This window comes from Streptomyces sp. CB00455 (genome assembly GCF_001905445.1).
Lineage (GTDB): Bacteria > Actinomycetota > Actinomycetes > Streptomycetales > Streptomycetaceae > Streptomyces.
On record NZ_LIVQ01000001.1, the window covers coordinates 125,166 to 144,849 of the forward strand.

A 19,684-nucleotide genomic window follows, 5' to 3' on the forward strand; every position below is an offset into this window, starting at 1 on the left:
GCTGCACCAGCGTGCGGATCGCCGACCAGAACAGGCCGCGGCGAGCGGCTCGCCCAGGGACCGCGCGGGGCCGCCCGGGGAAGCCGGACCGCCACCGCTCCCCCGTTCCCTCACCGGCCGGGGGAAGGGGACGGCCCGTCCGGCGACAGCGGGCGCTGGGCCTGGGCTCAGCGGCCGGGGCCTGGGCCGGGTCCGGGGCCGGGGCCGGGGCCGACAGATTGACATAAGTGTGGCAGGCCGGGTTCCCGGCGTTCCCGGTAGGGCGGTTCTCCGGATGGCGACCCCGAAGCGGAATGTGATCGCGGCGCTCGTACCCGGTAGCACGGCTGAGGGGCGCAGGAGCCGGGAGTCAGTCGGCGGCAGGGCGGCGTCCGCTCATGAGACGTTGCAGCACGATGAACACGAGCAGCAGGGCGCCGATGACGATCCTGGTCCACCAGGAGCTCAGCGTGCCCTGGAAGTTGACGACCGTCTGGATCATGCCGAGGACGAAAACGCCGAGGGCGGTGCCCAGGACGAAGCCGGAGCCTCCGGTCAGCAGCGTGCCGCCGATCACGGTGGCGGCGATCGCATCGAGTTCCATGCCCATGGCGTGGAGGGCGTAGCCGGAGAGCATGTAGAAGGTCAGGAGCAGGCCGCCGACTGCGGAGCACAGGCCGCTGACGGCGTACACGACGATCTTCGTGGCGCCCACCGGAAGACCCATCAGGCGTGCGGAGGTTTCGTTGCCTCCCAGCGCGTATACGGTGCGGCCGAAGCGCGTGTGGTGCAGTACGACGAAAGCGATCACGACCACGGCCAGGGCGATGACCACAGGGATCGAGACGAACAGTCCCCCCGGTCCGTACAAGCGGGTCTGCGCGATACCTGCCGTGGTCGGGTCGCTGATCGTGATGGATTCGGTGCTGATCGTGTAGCAGAGCCCGCGGGCGAGGAACATGCCGGCCAGGGTGACGATGAACGGCTGGATCTCGAACGTGTGGATGATCCAGCCCATGAGTGCCCCGCTCGCGGCGCCGACCAGCACGACCAGCGGGACCACGGCGGCCAGGGGCCAGTGGTGCGACTCGACCAGCGAGGCGGTGAGCATGGTCGACAGGGCCACCATGGAGCCGACGGAAAGGTCGATGCCGCCGGTGAGGATGACGAACGTGGCTCCGACGGCGACGACGAGGAGGAATGCGTTGTCGATCAGCAGGTTCAGTACGACTTGCGCGGAGAGGAAGCCCTCGTAGCGCACCGATCCGACGCCGAACATCACGACGAGCAGGACGGCCGTGACGATCAGGGGGATGCGGGTGCGGGTGCGCGGGGACACGTTCGCGAAGGGGCGGGTGAGGTGCGCGGCGGCGCTCGCGATACCGGTACTCATGCGCCTGCCTCCTGCTGCTGCGGGACTGCGCCCGCCGTCGTGTGGGATCGGGGAGGGGTTGTCCGGCGGCGGCGCAGGACCTTGGCCCGGAAGACCGGGGACTGCACGAGGCAGACGACGATGACGACGACGGCCTTGAAGACGAGGGTGGTTTCGGGTGGGACCCCCAGGGTGTAGACGGTGGTGGACAGGGTCTGGATGATCAGGGCGCCCAGGACGGTGCCGCCGAGCGAGAAGCGCCCGCCGGTCAGCGCGGTGCCGCCGACGACGACGGCGAGGATCGCGTCGAGTTCGATCCACAGGCCGGCGTTGTTGCCGTCGGCGCTGGAGACGTTGGAGCTGATCATCAGTCCGGCGAGGGCGGCGCACAGGGCGCTGAACACGTAGACCAGGGCGAGCAGGCCGCCGGCCCGGATGCCCACCAGCCGGCTGGCGGCGGGGTTGCCGCCGACGGACTCGATCAGCATGCCGAGCGCGCTGCGCCGGGTGATGAAGGCGGTGAGTGCGACGACCACGGCCGCCAGCAGGACGGCGAACGGGAAGGTCAGCCAGTAGCCTCCGCCGATCATCTTGTACGGTGCGCTGGTCACCGTGATGATCTGGCCTCCGGTGATCAGCTGGGCGACGCCGCGGCCCGCGACCATGAGGATCAACGTGGCCACGATGGGCTGTACCCCCAGGCCGGACACCAGGAAGCCGTTGGCGAGGCCCAGCACGAGGGCGACGCCGAGCGCGAGGGCGGCGGCCGTCAGCATGGTGGCGACGCTGCCGGGGTGTGCGGCGCCGGAGATGTGCCCGCAGGCGAGGGCGCCGGCGATGGCGACGGTGGAGCCCACCGAGAGGTCGATGCCACGGGTGGCGATGACCAGCGTCATGCCGAGCGCCACCAGGATGAGGGGCGCGCCGAACTGGAGGATGTCGATGGGGCTGCCGTACAGGTGGCCGTCGCGTACGCGGATGGAGAAGAAGTCGTGGTGGAACGCGAGGTTGCCGAGGAGCAGGGCGAACAGGATGAGCGTGGGCCAGAGCAGGCGGTGGCCGGCCAGCCGTTGACCGATTCCTCCGACCGCCTTCCTGGGCCTGGCAGGCTGGGGAGTCATGAGTCCGCTCCGGTGGCGATGGTGGTGAGTATGCGTTCGGGCGTGACGGTGTCGTCGTTCGTGAGGGTGGCCACCATGCGGTGATCGCGGAGCACGGCGATGTGGTGGCTCAGGCGCAGGACCTCTTCGAGTTCTGCCGAGATGAACAGCACGGCGGTGCCTTCGCCCGCGAGGCGGGCCACGAGTTTCTGGATCTCCGCCTTGGCCCCGATGTCGATGCCCCGGGTGGGCTCGTCGAGGATCAGCAGCCGGGGCTCGGTCAGCAGCCAGCGCGCGAGGAGGACCTTTTGCTGGTTGCCTCCGCTGAGGTGGCGTACCTGCGCTTCGGGGTCGGCGGGGCGGATGTCCAGGGCTTCGATCCAGTGACGGGCCAGTTCGTCCTGCCTGGCGCGGGCGAGCGGCCTGGTCCAGCCGCGGGCGGCCTGCAGAGCGAGGATGATGTTCTCACGGACCGTGAGCTCGCCCACCAGTCCTTCGGACTTGCGGTTCTCGGAGCAGAACGCGATGCGCCGTGCGATGGCGTGGCGGGGGGTGCGCAGGAGTACCTTTTTGCCCTCGATGCTCACTTCTCCGGCGTCGGCGCTGTCCGCGCCGAACAGGAGGCGCGCCACCTCGGTGCGGCCGGAACCCAGGAGGCCGGCCAGTCCGATGACCTCGCCGGGATGGATGTCGAGGTCGTACGGTTCGATCGAGCCCGCGCGGGTCAGTTGTCGTGCCCGGAGGAACGGCTCGCCGGTCGCCCGTTCGGCCGCCGCCTGGTGGGCGCGGTCGGACAGCTGGTCGAGGGTGGCCAGTTCTCCGCCGATCATGCGCTGTACCAGCGTCACCGCAGTGAGCTCGCCGATGGGGTACTCGCCTTCCAGGTGGCCGTTGCGCAGGATGGTGACGCGGTCGCAGAGTTCGAAGACCTGGTCGAGGAAGTGTGTGACGAAGAGGATGGCCACTCCGCGGTCCCGCAGGCGCCGTACCAGGGTGAAGAGCTGGGCGACCTCCTCCCGGTCCAGGCTGGAGGTGGGTTCGTCCAGCACGAGCACCTTGGCCGAGACGTCCACCGCCCGGACGATGGCGACCAGCTGCTGCACCGCCAGGGAGTGCGAACCGAGCAGGCTGGTGACGTCCAGGCCGAGGTCCAGTTCCGTCAGCAGCTGCGCCGCCCGTTGCCGCATCGCGGACCAGTGGATGAGCCCGAACCTGCGCGGTTCGCGCCCGATGAGGATGTTCTCCGCGACCGAGATGTTCGGGCAGAGGTTGACCTCCTGATAGACGGTACTGATGCCGGCCTGCTGCGCCTGGAGGGGATCGGCGAACGTGTGGGGCCGGCCGTCGACGAGGATGGTGCCGCCGTCGGCGGGATGGACACCGGTGAGCACCTTGATCAAGGTGGACTTCCCGGCGCCGTTCTCCCCCATCAGGGCGTGCACTTCACCGGGGAAGAGTCGCAGGGCGACTCCGTCGAGGGCGCGCACGCCAGGGAACTGCTTGCGGATGTCCCGGGCTTCCAGGACCGGCCGCGGGCCGTCGGCGTGCGCGGGCCGCGGGGTGGACGGGGCTGCCATCCGCCCTCCTCTCGTGGGTGGGGTGGTGGAGGGGGCTCCGGGTGGTGCAGGAGGCGCCGGGATCCTGGCCTCCTGCGGCACCGGAACCAGCTGCGTCAGTAGTTCCGGGACGGCAGCGCGGCCGCGGCCTTGTCCTGCGGGAAGACGCCCTCCTGGGTTTCGACACGAGTCGGCACGTTCTCCCCTGCCACGACCTTCTTGGCCAGCTCCATCAGCTGGTCACCGAGCAGCGGGTTGCACTCCACCACCACGTTGATCTTGCCCTCGGTCATCGCGACGAAGGCGTCCTTGATTCCGTCCACCGAGATCACCTTGATGTCCGTACCGGGCTTCTTGCCGGACTCCTCGATGGCCTGGATGGCGCCGAGGGCCATGTCGTCGTTGTGGGCGTAGAGGACGTCGATGTCCTTTTGGGACTTCAGGAAGGCCTGCATGACCTCCTTGCCCTTGGCGCGCGTGAAGTCACCCGACTGCGAAGCGACGATCTTGAACTTGTCGTCGGCGCGGATGACGTCGGCGAAGCCGGCCTTGCGGTCGTTGGCGGGGGCGGAGCCCGTGGTGCCCTGGAGCTCGACGATGGTGACGGGGTTCTTCTCGTTGGCGTACTCGGCGGTCAGCCACTCGCCCGCGGACTTGCCCTCTTTGACGAAGTCCGAGCCCAGGAAGGTCTTGTAGAGGGAGGTGTCCTTGGTGTCCACCGCGCGGTCGGTGAGGATGACGGGGATGCCGGCGTCCTTGGCTTCCTTCAGCACCGTGTCCCAGCCCGACTCCACGACCGGCGAGAAGGCGATGACGTCGACCTTCTGCTGGATGAAGTTGCGGATCGCCTTGATCTGGTTCTCCTGCTTCTGCTGCGCGTCGGAGAACTTGAGGGTGATGCCGGCCTTCTTCGCCGCCTCCTGCACGGACTTGGTGTTGGCGGTACGCCAACCGCTTTCCGCGCCGACCTGGGCGAAGCCGAGCGTGATCGTGCCGTCGGAGCCTCCCTTGGCTCCCGAGGAGGAGCCGGAGGCGGGGCCCTCGGTCGAGCAGGCGCTCAGCGCCGAGGAGGCGAGAAGGGCGGCGGCGGCGAGGACGAGAGCTGCTCTGCGAGCCATGTCGGGTGTCCTTTCAGGATCTGCGGAAGAGGCGCCGCACGGCCGGGACCGGGCTTCGCCACCAGGGGCCCCGGCAACGCCGCGCTGCACTACGGCCGGGGCGGCCGGGGGTGAGGTCGGCAAAGAGGGGTCCCCTCGGGAAGGGATGCCGTCGCATTGTGAGCGCTAACAAGGCGCGTTCTCAACCCCCTTGCGCGCTTTACTTGTCCACTGCCACGCAGGGTGGGCAACGGGGCGGACCGCTCTTCTCGGGTCACCGTCGGCCTCTCACCCGCACAAAGCATCGACCTGGGCCGCATCCGGATGTCTCCAGCACTGTGAGCGCTAACAGTGACGCGGCCAGGCGACTGCATGATCGCAAGGGCCGATCGCGCCCACATCTGACGATCTCGGTCACGGAACGCCTGCCAGGGGTCGCCTCGGGGCTCCGGACCGGTCCGGATTACGTCGTACGAAGTACGCCACATGCCCGACGGGCGGGCCGGACCGTCGGGCATGATCTGGGGGACGGGGACGGGGACGGGGACGGGGACGGGGACGGGAACGGGAACGGGAGCGGATCAGGCGGCGCGAAAGCGCGCGCTCGCCAGGCACGGGCTGGGGGACGAGATGGAGTGGGGAACGCTGGTCGCCACGCTGGGCGGTGGTCTGATCGCGATAGGGGGCACTGTGCTGGCCGACCGCCTGCGCACCCACCAGGAACACCGCCGCGGGCGCCGGCGTCTCGACTCCTGCGTTCCATGACATCTACCACCCCTACCTGGACGCCGTCTGGGCATACCGCGAAGCCGTCCGCGACGAACTGGAAGGCCGCTCCCTCGCCCCGACCGACTTCGGCTGGTCCGCGTGGGACGGCCGCGAGCGCTGCCCGCACTGCCGAGAACGCGGGGCGATCACCGCCTCCGGAGGACAGCGCTGACTGCGCCCCGCCACAGGGACGGAGCCGAGGCCAAGGCGCCCCGGCGGATCACATAGAGGCGCGTCGAGCACATACCCTTCGCCGCCAAAACCGCTGCCCCGCTGCGCGGTTGGCACGCATCCGGCGTCAGCACCAGCTCAACGGGGCGTGGGCGGCCGGTCCATGACGCGGTCGAGCGGGAGGATGGCCGGAACCGGGCCGCCCGGGGCAGACATGCGACCGGATCCTCGTGCATGAATCGTAAGAAGGTGTGTGATATCGGCGGCTGCCAGACGTATACGGCGCCGCCGTTGACGCGGGGAAACGTTTCATTTACCGCCCTTTCTCGCCAAAATCGGGCAGATGTCCCTTTCGTCTTACCGTTCCCGGCCGCGCGGAGGACGATGGGAGCATCGGCGTGGCAAGGAGGAACGGATGAGGACACCGCACCTACGCACCCTGCTGGTGTGCGGGGCAGCAGTCATGACGGTACTGAGCACCACGACGCCGGCCGTGGCGCTCCCGACGTGTCCCGGCAACGCGATCTGCCTGTGGCGGTTCCAGGACGGGACCGGAGAGGTGTACATCTGGCGGGGCGGTTACGTGGACCTGCCCAGCAGGTTCGTCGATCACGTCTATTCCTTCCGGGCCAACAGGACCGGCGCGTTCATCGACTGGGCCAAGGGCAAGGAGTGCCACGCGGTCCGCAAGGGCGACTACGCCAGCAACTACGGGGCGCGCTTCGGGTCCAAGATGGACGCGGTCGGTGACACTTGCTGAATTCTGCCGCATCCTGCAGCCGCCGGCTTGGGACGGCTCCGCGGACGGTGTCACGGACCGCGGGGTGAGTGATCAGTGTGGCGCTGCGGCAGGGCGGCGGGAGTCCGGCCGGCGCCGTACCGAGTCGGTGACCGTTCGCGGCGCCGGCGGCCGAGCGCGGGGCGAGGGTGAGATCTCTGGGCCGCCAACGCCCGTCACCCCGGCGTCCTGGCCGGCCAACGTTGCGAACGCCCCGGATCCGCAGCGAGAAGGGTTATCCGTTGAGGCGGTCGCCCGCTCGTAAACGCGACAGCGGCCTGACCGTGGACGGCTGAATGCTCGTACCCGCAGCCATAGCATCACCTGATGCGCTACATCGACAACCGAGACGTCAACGAGGCCGTGACCGCGATGATGCGGGTACTCGGCCCGCACGATGCGGACGACTGGTCGGTGCCGGCAGGTTCGCTGGAATGGAGCTGCTGGACGACGGCCGCCCACATCGCGCATGACCTGCTGGCCTACGCGGGGCAGGTCGCCGCCCGCCGTGCGGACGCCTACCTGCCCTTCGACCTCGCCATCCATTCGGACAGCTCGCCGCGCGAGGTACTCCGGGTAGTCACCGCCTGCGCGGGGCTGCTCAGCAGTGCGCTGGCCACAGCCGGCCCGGAGGTGCGGGCCTGGCACTGGGGTCCTTGCGACCCGTCAGGCTTCGCGGCGATGGGTGTTGCCGAGGTCCTCCTGCACACTCATGACATCACCCAGGGGCTGGGCGTGCCCTGGCTGCCCCCGGCTCCTCTTTGCAAGGCGGTGCTCCACCGCCTGTTTCCCGACGCTCCGCCCGGTGACCCGGCTCGTGTCCTCCTCTGGTGCACCGGCAGGGGCGATCTGGACGACCGCCCCCGCCGTACCTCATGGACATGGCGGGCGGCAGCAGCCGAGTGATCAGGCGTACCGTGGACGGACCGCGAGACACCCTCACATACGGTGAACTTGTGCGGTCAGAGCACTGGGCCCGCGCTCAGGATGGTGGGCCGGAGCCCCGGCCGGCCCGTATGTGACCGCACCAGTCCCTTCAGTCCCTTCAGGCACGTGCGCGACCAAGCCGCGTTACCCGTGCCCCCCTCTGCCGTGGCGGGCCTGCGCCACGGCAAGGGCCTGCCCGGGCCTGCGGGGCAGGCGGCGCACCTACCTCTCTGGAGCGTCGCTGCGTGCGCCCGTGTTCCGCATGGTGGCGCTGGCCCGGATGGCGATGATGACGGTGCGCGCCCAGTGGGCGGGGTCGGGAGTGTCCAGCAGCGCTGCCAGGCGGGCGATGTGGGTGGCGCGTTGGTCTTTCGTCATGGTCAGCGCGGCGTGCAGGGTGTCCACCAGGTCCTGCGGGAGCAGGGGGTCGGTCAGCAGGGCCGCGGTGCCCAGGTGCTGCGCGACTCCTGCGTGGCGGGAGAGGACCAGGACGCCGGGGCTCCGGGCGGCGTGGTGTGCGGTGATGTATTCCTGGGCGGTGAGGTTCATCCCGTCGGCGAGGGAGGTCACCCAGAAGACGTCGGCCTCGAGGTAGTGGTCGACGACGGCGCTGAAGTCGAGGTTGTGGGGGATGTACTCGACGGGTTGCCAGCCTGGCGTGCTCCAGCGTCCGTTGCAATGGGTGATGGCTTCTTCGAGTGCGGTTCGGGTCGTGTCGTAGGCACGGATGCCGGGCTCGGGGGGCGGGCAGATCAGCCGGTAGCGGATCTGTTGCCGCAGGGCCGGCTCCGCGGCGAGGAGGGTGTCCAGTGCGCGGATCTTGTGGACGGGGGCCTTGGCGTAGTCGAGTCGTTCCACCGACAGCACCAGTTGGGCTCCGTTGGTGTCGCGGCGCGGCCGGGCCGCGGCGCGGGCGCGGGCGAGGTGGGCGACGGCGCGGCGGTCGATGCCGAGGGGATGCACGCCGACGCGCGGGGCATGGCCGGCGGGACGGGCGAGGAGCCGGTGGAAGTTGTCGGCGCAGTCGCGGGTGTGGAAGCCGGCCCAGTCCAGGCGGGCGAGTGAGTCGCGCAGCTGCTCGGCTTGCGGGATGCGGCGAAAGACGTCCGGGCGGGGGAAGGGGGTGTGGTGGAACAGGCCGATGGTCAGGTCGGGGCGGTCGGCTTTGAGGACGGCGGGCACGAGCCAGAGGTTGTAGTCGTGGAGCCAGATCGTCGCGTCCCGTTCGGCGAGGGTGGCGATGTGCCGGGCGAAGGCGGTGTTCACGGCTACGTAGTCGGCCCAGTGCGCGGGCTGGTGCCGGATGAGGTCGGGTCGGGACATCAGGGCCGGCCAGAGGGTCTCTTTGCAGGTGCGGTGGAAGTAGCCGGCCCACAGGCCGGGAGGCAGGGCCAGGAGGGACAGCGCGGGGCCGCCGGCGGCCGGAGGGGGCGGCGGGAGCGGCGCAGGTGCTTCACCGACATGCGCGGCGGCCCACACGGCGTCCAGTTCTCCGTCGGCCAGGGCGGCTTGCAGTGTGGGCAGGACGCCGTTGGGACTGGAGGGCGTCCGCCATTGTCCGTCGAGCCGGCACGTGGGCGAGCGGTGGTAGCCGACCACCACCGACCGCGTCGGCGGCCGGCGGAGGCGGTCGAGTGCTTCCAGCACGGCAGCGGCTCCCTCAAGGGCCGAATGGTGGACGAGGGGACTGTCGGCGACCTGTGCGATCAGGGCGGGTTCCGAGTTGGCGACTGCGACGCCCGGCGTGCCCAGGCGGAAGAGGGAGAGATCGTTGAGGGAGTCCCCGGCCACCAGGATGGTGGGGTGTGGCCAGGCGAGCCTTCCGGCGAGGAGTTCCAGCGCCGGCCCCTTGCCCGCTCGGAGCGGCAGGACGTCGAAGTACCGGTCCGAAGCGTACGACCACGAGCAGCCCAGGGCCCGGACCGCCCGGATCAGCTTCGGGGAGAGGTCCTCGCGAGCGAGGTAGAAGGAGCAGCGGCCTTCCTGCGGTACCTGTTCTTGGTAGCGCAGGCGTGGGAACGCTGCCAGCGCCGCCCGGATGCGTGCGGCGCCCGGCCATCCGGCGCGCAGCCGTGCCTCCAGTGTGCGGTCGTGCGTCATGCGGGTGGCGTCGATGATGCTTGACCCGACATCGGCGATGATCCAGTGCGGAGGCGGAAGCAGGGGGTCGTCGCGCATGAGTGCCAGGACGGACTCCAGGCCGCGGCCGGTCGCGAAGACGACGGTGATGTCCGGGTTCCCGTTCAGGACGTCGAGGAGCCTGCGCCGGTCGTGTGGACTTCCGCCCAGCAGTGTGCCGTCCAGGTCCGCGACCAGCACCCTGTCGGTCCCGGCCGTTTCGGTCAGGGCCCTCACCACGCGGGGTCGTGGGTCACCGGGTCGATCACACGCGTCCCGTCATGGACGCCCGGCTCAGACTGCTCAGACTGCTCCAGCTGCTCCGGCTGCTCCGGGGGAATGCCTTGCAGGTCCCGGATCGCCCGGCCGAGCCGGACCGCAGGGGCATTGCCGCTGTCCAGCAGCCGGTTCACCCATTCTCCGGGCGTCTCACGCGCCGCGGTCGTCAACTCATCGATGGCAGGACCGGTTCGGGACAAAGGATCTCCCAGAGGACGGGACAGCGGGTCCGCCCGGCCGGGTGGCAGGCGGGGGACGGTCTGGGTCGGCCGGGCGGACCGGGCGGACGCAGGCTGGTCAGGCGCCCCGGGCGGGGAGCGTCCATGCCGGAGCCGTGGCCCTGGACGGTGGGCGTACGGTGTCAGGCTATTGCGCTTCCGTATTGCCTCGGATACCGCCACGCCTGCCGGGCCGGAAGTCGCCCACGGCAGGGGCCGTGGTGTGCGGTGCAACCCCGTCCGGGAGAAACGGCTGTCCGGATCGCTGTGGTGATCCCGGGTGGCCCCGACGTACTGGTAGCCGCGCCGCCTCCGCTCCGCCGTGCCGGGACCGGGCAGGGGGTCGAAGGCGCGGCGCTCAGCGCACGGCCCGCTGCGGCCGGCCCCTGCGTGCCGGGCCGAAGGGGCTACGGTGCGACCGTGCAGCCCGACGCCCTCACCGCGTGGGCGGGCTAGCAGCGTCTGGATCGCGGTGCACGCTCTCCTGTGTGCCGTGGACGGCGATGCCTGCGGCTTCACGCACCGTACTGCGGCCCCCGTCGCACCGGCGCACTTCACGGGGGGCCACACCCTGGAGGAGCAGGCCGCGCTCCGTCCCGGCGACGGCGGATCCGCGGGCCCCGAACGCCTGCGCCGGGCAGTGCAGATCGGCCGTACCCCCATCTCGCCGCCGTGCTGCCCACACTCACCGGCAGCGACTTCGGCGCCTACTTCGAGTTCGGCCTGGTGCTGCCGGTCCACGGCCTGCGTGCTCTGCACGCCTCGGGCGCCCGGCGCGGAACCGGGACCGGGTCCAAGCCCACCGCCGCCACCGCCACCGCCCACAGGCATAATCGGCATCCCTGCCGTACCCGTCAGGGAATTGGAGACCGCCGTGATACGCCCGACCCCGTTCGCCGCCGCCCTGGCCGTGAGCCTGCTCGCACTGACCGCATGTGGAACCAATTCCTCCACGGACCGGGCACACAGCACCCCGTCCACGGCCTCCGCCCCGGGCTCGTCGTCGACGGTGACGTCCCCATCGCCCACACAGGATCCTGCGGCTGCGGCCCGGGCCGAACACGACAAGGCGTTTCCCGGCATCGCGGCGCGCTGCACAGCCGAGAGCGCAGCGGCGAGCACCTCCCGCGCCGCATCCGGGGAACCCGGCGCCCTGCCCACGGACCCCGAAGCGGGCAAGTACGCGGAGAACCACGCCTTCAAGAAGCAGGCCACGCTCACGCCCGAGGCACGCTGCCGGGGGGAGGCCCACGCGCAGCGCATCGAGAAGGCCCTGACCGGTCCGGGCGGCGGCACATGGGCCACCGAGGAGGCGCTGGAGTCCACGCTGACGGCGATGGGCTACCCGAGCGCGAACGGCGAGGTCTACCGCGCGGGGGGAACGCTCGGCTTCTCCTACGCCGTCCCGGGGGCCGGTCTCTGCGTCACCGGCCGGCTCGGAACGCCGGTCACGGTAGAGGCCCACGGCGCCTATATGGAGGGCGGCTGCACGGAACCGCGCGGCGGCCACTGAGGGCGCGGCACCCGGAATCATCTCCCGGCAGTCGCGGAGGGTTTCCACTCCATGGCGGTCGAGTGGGAGCGACCACCCGCCTGATGGGCCGCATGCGCTCCGGGCCCCGCGAATGCCGAGCAGTTCACCGAACACCGACGGGAGGAATGCGATGTCAGGAAAGCAGCAGCGCTGGTTCTCGGCGCGAGGCGTCTTCCACCACCAGGAACCCGACACCTACGAGGAACGCGTCACCCTGTGGCTGGCCGTGGACGCCGACGAAGCCATCGCCGAGGCAGAGCGCGACGCAGCCCAGTACTGCGAAGACCTCCCCGGTACGGAGTACCTCGGCCTCATGCAGGTCTATGACATCCGCGACGAGCCCGGACACGGCATCGAGGTGTTCTCCCTCATGAGGGACAGCGCGCTGCCCCCGGAGCGGTACCTCGACACGTACTTCGACACCGGCACCGAACGGCAGTCACGAGATCCCGTACAGACGTAACCTGCGCTGCGGTATCGGGAACCGTGAGCGTCTGACATCGAGGTCGAGTGGGACGGGCCGCTCAGCGGGGTTGCGTACCGGAGGGCTCGCACAGGCGTACGGCGAGGGCGGCGATGTCGTCGTCGAGGCGTCCTCTGCTGTAGCGCAGGAGATCGCGGTGAAGGGCCGTGAGCAGTTCGCGGGGCGGCGTCCCTGGCTGTCCACGCATCCAAGCTGCCAGCGGGAAGAACTCACCATCGCCGGCGCGGGCCTCGGCGATCCCGTCGGTATAGAGAAGCAGCAGGTCATCGGGGGCGACGTCGAAGGTGTCGACGTGGTACTGCTCGCCGATCAACTCCGCGAGGCTGAGCAGTGGCGAGGGGGTGGCCGATTCGAGGACGCGGAGTTTCCCACGGTTCAGCAGCAGCGGCGGGGGGTGTCCGCAGTTGAGGATGTCGATGCGTCTGCCCCCGCGCGGGATCTCCACGATAAGGGCGGTGGCGAAGCGCTCCATCGACCCCTCCGGGGGAAAGGCGGCGTTGTAACGGGTGCTGCTTGCCTCCAGCCTGCGAGCGATGTTGACCATGTCGGGTTCGCCGTAGGCCGCCTCCCGGAAGGCGTTGACGATCGCCGCGGCCGCCCCCACTGCCGGCAGGCCCTTGCCCCGCACGTCACCGATGAGCAGCCTGACCCCGTACGGCGTGTCGACCGCCTCGTAGAAATCCCCGCCGACGCGGGCCTCCGCCGCAGCCGCCAGATACAGCGACTCGATCTCGATGCCGCCGATGCGGCGTGGCATGGGGCTCAGTACCACCTGCTGCGCCGCGTCCGCGACGAGCCGCACCTGGAAGAGGGTGCGCTCCCGCTGGAGCCGCACATGGCTGCCGTACGCGGCGGCCACGGTGACCGCGATGATCCCCGCGGCCGTCCACCATGTCCCCAGGTCGGGGAAGACGAGGCTGAGGCCGATCATCAAGAAGAGGCAGACCGTCCCGAGCAGCACGGTGGGCAGCACCGGCCACATGGCGGCGGCAAGGGCCGGCGCCGCGGGCAGCAGGCGACTGAAGGCCATTTCCGGCGGAGTGGCGTATGCCAGGCTGGCGATGACGACGGTCAGGATGACCGGCGACAGCCGCACAAGTCTTCCCGGGCCCGGGCGCCTACGGAACCGCAGCCGTCCAGACTCGATCACAGTTCACAGGATATCTTCGCCCTGCGGATATAGCGCTCTGACAGATCGCCCCCACCCCCCTCACGCCCACACCCCCGCTTCGCTCTCTCCGGCTCGGGGTCAGACCGCCATGCAGCGACCCGCCACCGACAGGAACGGGCTGAGCGAAGGCGGAAGGCCGTGCCACCAGCACGCAGGCCCTCCACCAGCACACAGGCCCTCCAGTCGCTCCCCGCCGCCGCACTTGCACGCCCAGCCTCACCGAACGTGTCGCGCCCGTTACCTTGGGTTCGTCAGCCCTTTCGAAGCCGCGGCGAGCAGGACGGCGGGCTCGGCGACCTCGGCGCCGCCCGCAGGTTTCCGCCCTGGCGACAGGGCGGTGTGCCGGAGCCGGCCGGGTATGGCCCGGACAGCACGGCGGACCAGCTCCGTGATGGCGTATCCGACCGTGGCGTATCCGACCGAGAACGAGGAGCGGCTTCTACTCGGCGCCGCCGTCTGCGACTCGGCGTCGGACCTGGTCCTCCTGGGCGAGACGCCGCAGCAGCTCGAACACCGGGGCGCAGATCGCGAAGACGATGACCGCCCGCTCGGCCAGGGCCACCGGGTCGTCGAGGCCCGCCGCGCGTTCCAGGTCCAGCCGGGCCACGGACTCGGCCAGCCTCGCGTAGGAGGCGAGTTCGCCCGGGGCGTACTGCGCGTCCAGCCGCCGCAGTTCCTTCAGCGCCGCCGTCAGCCCCTGCACGTGCGGTGACGTTCCGGGCGCCTGCCAGTCCAGTGCCGCCAGCAGGTCCGCGACCTCGGCTGCGGCGGTCGCGTCGGCCTCGGCTTCCTCCGCGTGGCCTGCGGCGCGCTGGGCGGCCACCGGCACCGGCAGGGCGTAGCTGACCGCTCCGAGGGCGCCCGCGGAGGTGTGGGCCTGGTCGACGGCCCCGAGCACGTCACGGGTGGCGGCGATGGACAGGCCGCCGAGCGTGGTCAGCGCCTTGATCAGCCGCAGCCGCTGCGCGTGCTGCTCCCCGTACTCGGCGATGGTCGCGGCGGTGGCCCGCCCCGCGGGCAACAGGCCCTGGCGCAGGAAGTACTTGATGCTGGCGACCGGCACGCCGGTCCGCCGGCTGAGCTCCGAGATCTTCATGCGGCTTCCCTGCTGGTCATGCGGTGCGGTCACCGTCATCGGCGATTGGACACCACCACAAGATACTGCCAGTATCCAAGACTGGATACTTTGAGTATCCAGCCAAGGAATCGCCACGCAGCCCGCACCGGAGAATCGATGCCTCAGCCCACGCCCCCTTCCGTGCTCCGCCAACCCCGGTTGTGGATCGGAACGGGACTCATCGCCGCAGTGGTCTCGATACTGTTCGCCCTCCTCTACGTCGGTGGCAACGTCAACCCCAGGGGCAATCTGCGCGACCTGCCCGTGGCCCTGGTGAACACCGACAGCGGCGCCGACGCGGGCGGCCGCCACCTCAATCTGGGCGATCAGGTCGTCTCGGGGATCCAGAAGGCCGCCGAGGGCGACAAGAGCATCGACTGGCAGGTCGTCAGCCGCGAGGAGGCCGACCGGCGGCTGGGCCGGGGCAAGCTCTTCGGCGCCCTCGTCATACCCAAGGACTTCTCCGCCACGGTGACCGGGCTCACCGCGTCGCAGCCCGCGCCCCAGGGCCGGCCCGCCCCGCCGACCCTGACCGTGCTGACCAACCAGGCCGCCGGCAGCATCGGCTCCTCCATGTCCTCCCAGGCCGCTCAGAAAGCCGCCCACGCGGCCTCCGCCCAGCTCGGCCAGGAACTCCTCAAGCAGGCCGACGCCCAGAAGACCCCGCTCTCGACGGCCGCCCAGCTCAAGCTGGCCGACCCGGTGACCGTGAACGTCACCGACGGCCACCCCCTCGGCTCCCGCAGCGCCATGGGACTGAGCGCCTTCTACTACGCACTGGTCCTGGTCGTCTGCGGCATGCTCGGCGCCAACGTGGTCAACTCCCAGGTCGACACCGCGCTCGGCTACCTGCACACCGATTTCGGCCCCTTCCGCAAGCGCGAACCCGTCCAGCACACCAGCCGCGTCCGCACCCTGGCCATCGGCATGGCGCTCATGCTCGGCCTGTCCGTGGTCATGGGCTCCCTGGTAGAGGTCGCCACGGTCGGCATCCTCGACATGGACGCCTCCCACCTCGGCCTGCTGTGGCTCTACTCGGTCGCCACCATCGCGGTGGTCGGCATCGGCAGCCTGACCCTGTTCGCCGCCTTCGGCACCCCCGGCATGCTGCTGGCGACCATCGTGTTCGTCGCGATGGCCGTCCCCTCCTCCGGCGCCACCGTGCCCGTCCAGGCGCTCCCCGGCTTCTTCCGCGTCCTCGCGAAGTTCGAGCCGCTGCGCCAGATCACCGAGGGCCTGCGCTCCCTGTTCTACTACTCGGCCCAGGCCGACGCCGGTCTGACCCGGGCGTGGGTCGCGATGGGTGTCGCCCTTGTCGCCGCACTGCTCTTCGGCTTCGCCGTCACCCGCCTCTACGACCGCAGGGGGCTGCACCGCATCCCCCGCCCTGATGCCGAAGCCGAGACCGCAGCCCCGGCCTCGGCCGAGACTCCTGAGTCTGCGAAGTCGGCCACAGACGCAGCGCCCGCCGCGTCCTGAGCGGGCCTCAGCCGGCCGGCCCCCAGGGCCGGCCACCACCGGGTGCGGACGGTCGGGGGCCAGGCCCCGCCCCGCACCCGGTGCCGCTTTGCGTACGGTCCCCGGTCGGTACGCTGCTGCGCGTCGGCGACGGTGCGGCGCTGGAGGTGGCCGGCCTGCGCAATCCCCGCCTGCAGATCGACCTGCGTGCCCCCGGCCGTGCGGCGTCCGGCAGTATCGGCACTCTCGGGGCCGGTGCACGGGCGTCTCGTTGCCGCGCGGCCTGGCTCCTCCTTTCCGGCGCTGCCGGCCCGGCCGTCGCGAACACCCCGGCCCCTCCGCGAAGTCTTGTTCCTCCTTCCCGCGCCGCCCGGCCGTCCCGAACAGCCCGGCCGTCTCCCGCTGCCGATCCGAGACGACCGAAAGCCCCGAGCGCGCGGAGGCTGTCGGAGGCGCCGGCGGCGCCGCCGCTTCGGCCGCCGTCTTCACCGGCCTCACCTCGTCGTCACGCCGGCGCGCCCGCCGTGTCCCGCGCTCCCCGACGGCCGGCGCGCCCGCCGTGTCCCGCGTTCCCCCGCGCTGACGAAGACGGGCCCGGCCCGCCGCCGCGTGCACAGTGGGGATCGCCGTGCCCGTCGCCCTCACGCTCGTCCCGCGTCCTTGGCTCGGCGCCCGCCGCGCGCGCACCGCGAGGCGGCCTGAAAAAAGATTCCGGCCCGAGGCAACCTTTTGCGGAGTCTGCGACCACAAGGAGTCGGATCCGGCCGTTCCGGAGTCTGGATCCGCCTCTTGCCCGGCGAACGGCATGCTAAGGAGCACACCTCCCATGAAAAGCCCCTTGAACGGCGGGCGCCGCGGGCGTCACCGCCGCCGCTGGACCGCGACCGGTCTGCTGCTCGGCGCGCCCGCCCTCGTCGTGCCGTATCTCCTGTTCGTGCAGGAGGACTCGCAAGCCGCGACGGTCGACGGCGATGCCTACTACCGGCTGGTTTCCGTGCGCAGCGGCAAGGTGATGGACGTCAACGGCTTCTCCACCGCCGACGGCACCCGTATCCAGCAGTGGACCGACCAGAGCACGGCCAACCAGCAGTGGAGGCTGAGACCCACCAAGGACGGCTACTACGAGCTGGTGAACCGCAACAGCGGCAAAGTGCTGGGCATAGCCGGCGATTCGACCGACGAGAACGCCGCCGTCGAGCAGCAGACCGACCGTCCCTCCGCCTCCCAGGAGTGGCGGATCGACGAGGTGAGCGGTTCCGACGCCGTCACCTTCACCTCCCGCAGGAGCGGCCGGGTCCTGGACGTCTCCGGAGGCTCCACGGCCGACGGCGCGCCGCTCATCCAGTATCACGGCAAGGGCAGCACCAACCAGCAGTGGCGCCTGGTGAAGACGGCAAAGGCCCAAGGGGCTGCGACCGGACCGTATGTGTGGAACAACGCGCAGGTGGTGGGCGGCGGTTACGTCACCGGGCTGGTGTTCAACCCCCGCGAGAAGGGCCTGCTGTACGCGCGCACCGACATGGGCGGCGCCTACCGCTGGGACGCCGCGGCCGAGCAGTGGATCCCGCTGACCGACTGGGCCGGCGAGAAGGACTGGAACCTGCTGGGCATCGATGCGCTGGCCACCGACCCCGTCGACCCCGACCGGCTCTACCTCTCGGCGGGCACCTACACCAACAGCTGGGCGGGCAACGGCGCGATCCTGCGCTCCACGGACCGTGGCCGCACCTTCCAGCGCACCGATCTGCCCTTCAAGCTGGGCGCCAACGAGGACGGCCGCGGGGCGGGCGAACGGCTCGCGATCAACCCCGCGGACAACGGCACCCTGCTGCTGGGCACCCGCAAGAACGGCCTGTGGCGCAGCACGGACCACGGCGTGACATGGGGTCAGGTCTCCTCGTTCCCCGTCAAGGACGGGGCGAGCAGCGGCGCGGGCATCTCCTTCGTGACGTACGGCCCGGCCGGCAGCAAGACGATCTATGTGGGCGTCGCCGACAAGTCCACCTCCCTCTACCGCTCCACCGACGGCGGCAGCACCTGGCAGGCCGTCTCCGGGCAGCCCACCGGCCAGATGCCGCAGCACGGCGTGCTCTCCGGTGACGGCTCGCTGTACCTGACGTACACCAACGTCCTCGGACCCAACGGCGTGACCGCGGGCTCGGTGTGGAAGTACACGCCGGCCGGCGGGGCGTGGAAGAACGTCTCCCCGTCCAATGGCAGCTACGGGTTCTCCGGTCTGGCCGTCGACCCGCAGAAGCCGTCCACGGTGATGGTCACCACCCTCGACCGCTGGTGGCCCCAGGACGAGGTCTACCGGACCACCGACGGCGGCACGAGCTGGAAGGCACAGGCCGCGAAGTCGGAGCGGGACGCCTCCGGCGCTCCTTACGTCGGGACCGGCATCGGGCACTGGATGAGCGCACTGGCCATCGATCCCTTCAACTCCGGGCACGTGCTGTACGGCACCGGCAGCGGCATCTGGCGCAGCAAGGACGCGGGCGCCACCGACAGCGGCGGCACCAGTCACTGGAGCGTGGGGGCCCGGGGGCTTGAGGAGACCTCGCTGATGGACGCTGTCGCCCCGCCCGGCGGCGCCACCGTCATCACCAGCATGGGCGACCTGGGGGGCTTCCGCCACGACTCCCTGACGAAGGTGCCCGCCGGGCGGCTGGACCATCCGATGATGATCACCAGCACCGACATCGATTTCGCCCAGTCCAACCCCTCGGTGATGGTCCGCGTCGGACGTGGCGGCGACAAGGACGGCGCCTACTCCACCGACGGCGGCAGCACCTGGACCGGCTTTGCGTCAGAGCCGGTGGGCAGCGGCGACAGCGGCCAAGTCGCACTCGCGGCGGACGGTTCCGCCATCGTCTGGACCGAGGCCGGGCAGGCCCCGTACCGCTCGACCGACAAGGGGGCGAACTGGTCGAAGGTCAGCGGCCTGGGCAACGGCGCCGTGGTCGTCGCCGACCGCTCCTCGGCCAAGAGCTTCTACTCACTGTCCGACGGCACGCTCTACGCCAGCACCGACGGCGGCGCGACCTTCGCCGCGCGCGCCACCCACCTGCCCTCCGGCCAACTCACGGCCGTCCCCGGCATCGCCGGGGACCTGTGGATCTCCGGCGGCGGCAAGGGGCTGCTGCACTCCACCGACGGGGGACGCACCTTCACCACGCTCCCCACGGTGCAGTCCGCCTCCGCGCTCGGCTTCGGCAAGGCCGCGCCGGGCGCCGGCTATCAGGCCCTGTACCTGATCGGTACCGTCAAGGACGTCACCGGGGTCTTCCGCTCCACCGACAAGGGCGCCACCTGGCTCCGCGTCAATGACGACGCCCACCAGTGGGGCGGCATCGGCGCTGTCGGCGTCATCACCGGCGACCCCGACACCTACGGGCGCGTCTATGTCGGCACCAACGGGCGCGGCCTCCAGTACGGCGACCCGTCCTGACCCCAGCGCCGGGGCGGGGCCGCAGCCACCACGGCCTGCGGCCCCGCCCCGGCCGAGGGACCTCGCTCCGCCCTGCACGCGCCCCGGGGCCCGGCCGCCCGCGCGT

At 70.8% G+C, this 19,684-nt stretch carries 15 protein-coding genes; 7 read left to right on the forward strand and 8 right to left on the reverse strand.

Features of this window, described 5'->3' with window-relative positions:
• Nucleotides 1–349: 349 nt before the first annotated feature.
• The 4 genes from yjfF to AMK16_RS00625 form a co-directional block, all read right to left on the reverse strand.
• Nucleotides 350–1,372, reverse strand: a complete 1,023-nt coding sequence (yjfF, locus tag AMK16_RS00610) for a galactofuranose ABC transporter, permease protein YjfF (protein WP_073907110.1) — start codon at nt 1,370–1,372, stop codon at nt 350–352.
• Nucleotides 1,369–2,472: an ABC transporter permease gene (locus tag AMK16_RS00615; RefSeq protein WP_073907112.1), complete on the reverse strand. Its 1,104-nt coding sequence runs from the start codon at nt 2,470–2,472 to the stop codon at nt 1,369–1,371. The genes yjfF and AMK16_RS00615 overlap by 4 nt, the downstream gene beginning before the upstream one ends.
• Nucleotides 2,469–4,028 (reverse strand): sugar ABC transporter ATP-binding protein, encoded by a 1,560-nt coding sequence (locus AMK16_RS00620; RefSeq protein WP_073907116.1) that lies wholly within the window; start codon nt 4,026–4,028, stop codon nt 2,469–2,471. The genes AMK16_RS00615 and AMK16_RS00620 overlap by 4 nt, the downstream gene beginning before the upstream one ends.
• Nucleotides 4,029–4,123: 95 nt before the next feature.
• Complete coding sequence (locus AMK16_RS00625) at nt 4,124–5,125, reverse strand: ABC transporter substrate-binding protein (RefSeq protein WP_073907119.1); 1,002 nt, start codon at nt 5,123–5,125, stop codon at nt 4,124–4,126.
• 609 nt (nt 5,126–5,734) lie between these two features.
• Here AMK16_RS00625 and AMK16_RS38000 point away from each other — a divergent pair.
• The 3 genes from AMK16_RS38000 to AMK16_RS00640 all read left to right on the forward strand — a co-directional run bounded on the left by AMK16_RS38000 (nt 5,735) and on the right by AMK16_RS00640 (nt 7,727).
• A complete protein-coding gene (locus AMK16_RS38000; RefSeq protein ID WP_274535326.1) occupies nt 5,735–5,869 on the forward strand; it encodes a hypothetical protein in 135 nt (44 codons plus the stop codon).
• Nucleotides 5,870–6,458: 589 nt separating this feature from the next.
• Nucleotides 6,459–6,803 (forward strand): hypothetical protein, encoded by a 345-nt coding sequence (locus tag AMK16_RS00635; protein ID WP_073907124.1) that lies wholly within the window; start codon nt 6,459–6,461, stop codon nt 6,801–6,803.
• 345 nt (nt 6,804–7,148) lie between these two features.
• Nucleotides 7,149–7,727 carry a maleylpyruvate isomerase N-terminal domain-containing protein gene (locus AMK16_RS00640; RefSeq protein ID WP_242438495.1) on the forward strand — a complete coding sequence of 193 codons (579 nt, stop codon included), beginning with the start codon at nt 7,149–7,151 and terminating at the stop codon, nt 7,725–7,727.
• A gap of 243 nt (nt 7,728–7,970) precedes the next feature.
• Here AMK16_RS00640 and AMK16_RS00645 read toward each other — a convergent pair whose 3' ends face one another.
• Both AMK16_RS00645 and AMK16_RS00650 read right to left on the reverse strand, forming a co-directional pair.
• Nucleotides 7,971–10,103 carry an HAD-IIB family hydrolase gene (locus tag AMK16_RS00645; protein WP_242438496.1) on the reverse strand — a complete coding sequence of 711 codons (2,133 nt, stop codon included), beginning with the start codon at nt 10,101–10,103 and terminating at the stop codon, nt 7,971–7,973.
• Nucleotides 10,100–10,279: a hypothetical protein gene (locus tag AMK16_RS00650; protein ID WP_073907129.1), complete on the reverse strand. Its 180-nt coding sequence runs from the start codon at nt 10,277–10,279 to the stop codon at nt 10,100–10,102. The genes AMK16_RS00645 and AMK16_RS00650 overlap by 4 nt, the downstream gene beginning before the upstream one ends.
• Nucleotides 10,280–11,237: 958 nt before the next feature.
• Between AMK16_RS00650 and AMK16_RS00655 the strand changes: the two genes are divergently transcribed.
• On the forward strand, nt 11,238–11,876 hold the full coding sequence (locus AMK16_RS00655) for a hypothetical protein (protein WP_143196769.1): 639 nt from the start codon (nt 11,238–11,240) through the stop codon (nt 11,874–11,876).
• A 151-nt stretch (nt 11,877–12,027) separates the two neighbouring features.
• The gene (locus AMK16_RS00660) at nt 12,028–12,360 is read left to right on the forward strand and encodes a hypothetical protein (RefSeq protein ID WP_073907132.1); all 333 of its coding nucleotides are present in this window, start codon (nt 12,028–12,030) and stop codon (nt 12,358–12,360) included.
• A 61-nt stretch (nt 12,361–12,421) separates the two neighbouring features.
• Here the strand turns inward: AMK16_RS00660 and AMK16_RS00665 are convergent, their stop codons facing one another.
• Nucleotides 12,422–13,477 (reverse strand): PP2C family protein-serine/threonine phosphatase, encoded by a 1,056-nt coding sequence (locus AMK16_RS00665; RefSeq protein ID WP_242438497.1) that lies wholly within the window; start codon nt 13,475–13,477, stop codon nt 12,422–12,424.
• A 514-nt stretch (nt 13,478–13,991) separates the two neighbouring features.
• Nucleotides 13,992–14,648 carry a MerR family transcriptional regulator gene (locus AMK16_RS00670; protein ID WP_073907137.1) on the reverse strand — a complete coding sequence of 219 codons (657 nt, stop codon included), beginning with the start codon at nt 14,646–14,648 and terminating at the stop codon, nt 13,992–13,994.
• Between the two features lie 138 nt (nt 14,649–14,786).
• Between AMK16_RS00670 and AMK16_RS00675 the strand changes: the two genes are divergently transcribed.
• Both AMK16_RS00675 and AMK16_RS00680 read left to right on the forward strand, forming a co-directional pair.
• A complete protein-coding gene (locus AMK16_RS00675; protein ID WP_073907139.1) occupies nt 14,787–16,148 on the forward strand; it encodes a YhgE/Pip domain-containing protein in 1,362 nt (453 codons plus the stop codon).
• Between the two features lie 805 nt (nt 16,149–16,953).
• The gene (locus tag AMK16_RS00680; RefSeq protein ID WP_073907142.1) at nt 16,954–19,578 is read left to right on the forward strand and encodes an RICIN domain-containing protein; all 2,625 of its coding nucleotides are present in this window, start codon (nt 16,954–16,956) and stop codon (nt 19,576–19,578) included.
• Nucleotides 19,579–19,684 lie beyond the last annotated feature (106 nt).